The organism is Actinomyces sp. ICM58 (genome assembly GCF_000283035.1).
GTDB lineage: Bacteria > Actinomycetota > Actinomycetes > Actinomycetales > Actinomycetaceae > Pauljensenia.
In genome coordinates, this window is record NZ_ALIY01000130.1 from 1 (window position 1) to 1,376 (window position 1,376).

The window sequence follows — 1,376 nt, forward strand, 5'->3', positions numbered from 1 at the left end:
AGCCAGGCCTCGCCGCCGTCCGCGGGTGCTGCGGTCAGGCCTCGGCGTCGCCCTCCACGCCGGCGGCGCTTGTGCGGTGCTGACGTGTGGCTTGGCGCGTTGTCTCGAAGCCTAGCTGTGGCCGTCGATCAGCAATTTCGCACGTAATTCTTCTATGACTCATTCAAATATCGTACTTACATCGTTGGAATTGCAACGTTTTTGAGGTGTCTCGAAAAATGACCGCGATAAATTACGTGCGAGATTTGCCTGGAGGTGGCGTCGTTGCCGCCCGCGGGCACTGCACCCAGGCCTCGCCGCCGCGCGCGGGTACTGCGGTCAGGCCTCGCCGCCGCCCACGGGCACTGCACCCAGGCCTCGCCGCCGCCCTCCATACCGATGGTGATGGGGGTTTGGCAGCATGAGGAGCTGTCTGTCAGCGTGCAGGCGGCGTGTCGCGGTTCTAATGGTGCGATTCCCTCAACTGGCGGTGGTCAGCCCGCGACTTGAGGCGGTGTAGTCATCAAACTGCAGACCGATCGTGTGGAAACGCCCAAAATCAGCCTTTTGGCTGAATCAGGCTGTGTAAGTGGATAGGTTGTTGCTATCTGGATAGGTTGTGAGCATCCGGATAGCTTATTAACCTATCCGGATCGTCGTAACCTATCCGGATCGTCGTATCCTATCCGGATCGTCGTATCCTATCCGGATCGTCAGCTGCCAGGTCAGGGACATCTGCGTGCCCGATCGGCGGGCCCGCGCGCTCTGGCGTGTTTGCAACGCCGGAGTCGTCTGGTATTTGTGTGTAGCAGGCGCTGTGGCCTTTTGATGGCGGCTCTGCCTGCCCATGCAACGGCCTGTGGCCGTAGCGATCGGCTTCTGGTCCTCTGCCTTCGGGAAAATGCTTGTTGCGGTGAGGCGTGCACCCGATTGGGAAGTAGTGTCCCGCATAGTGGTGTAACCGTGTGGTGGTCGGCCCGTTTGATATGGGTGCGGTCACCGTGTGATCCTTCGAGAAAGCTCTCTACTTCTGACTCGAAACGATTTGGAGGCACAACGATGACCGCTCCTCATATTATCGACCCTGCTGGCCTGCTTGGCGAGGCATTGTCCCAGGCATCCCCGGATTTGATGCGTTCCCTGCTCCAGCACGTGATTAACGCGTTGCTATCAGCGGACGCTGATGCGGTGTGCGGGGCCCAGTGGGGCCAACAAGACCCGCAGCGTCACGCCAGGCGCAATGGGTATCGCTACCGGCCCCTGGACACCAGGGTCGGCACCATCGACGTGGCGATCCCCAAGCTGCGCTCAGGAACCTACTTTCCAGAGTGGTTGCTTCAGCGCCGTAAACGCTGCGAAAGCGCCTTGATCACAGTGGTCGCTGACTGCTACCTGGC

1 protein-coding gene is annotated in these 1,376 nt (G+C 60.2%); it reads left to right on the plus strand.

Annotated features, from left to right (window positions below; all coding sequences use genetic code 11):
• Positions 1–1,038 precede the first annotated feature (1,038 nt).
• Positions 1,039–1,376: transposase (locus tag HMPREF1138_RS06275; RefSeq protein ID WP_039937205.1), on the plus strand; the 338-nt coding region annotated here is incomplete at its 3' end.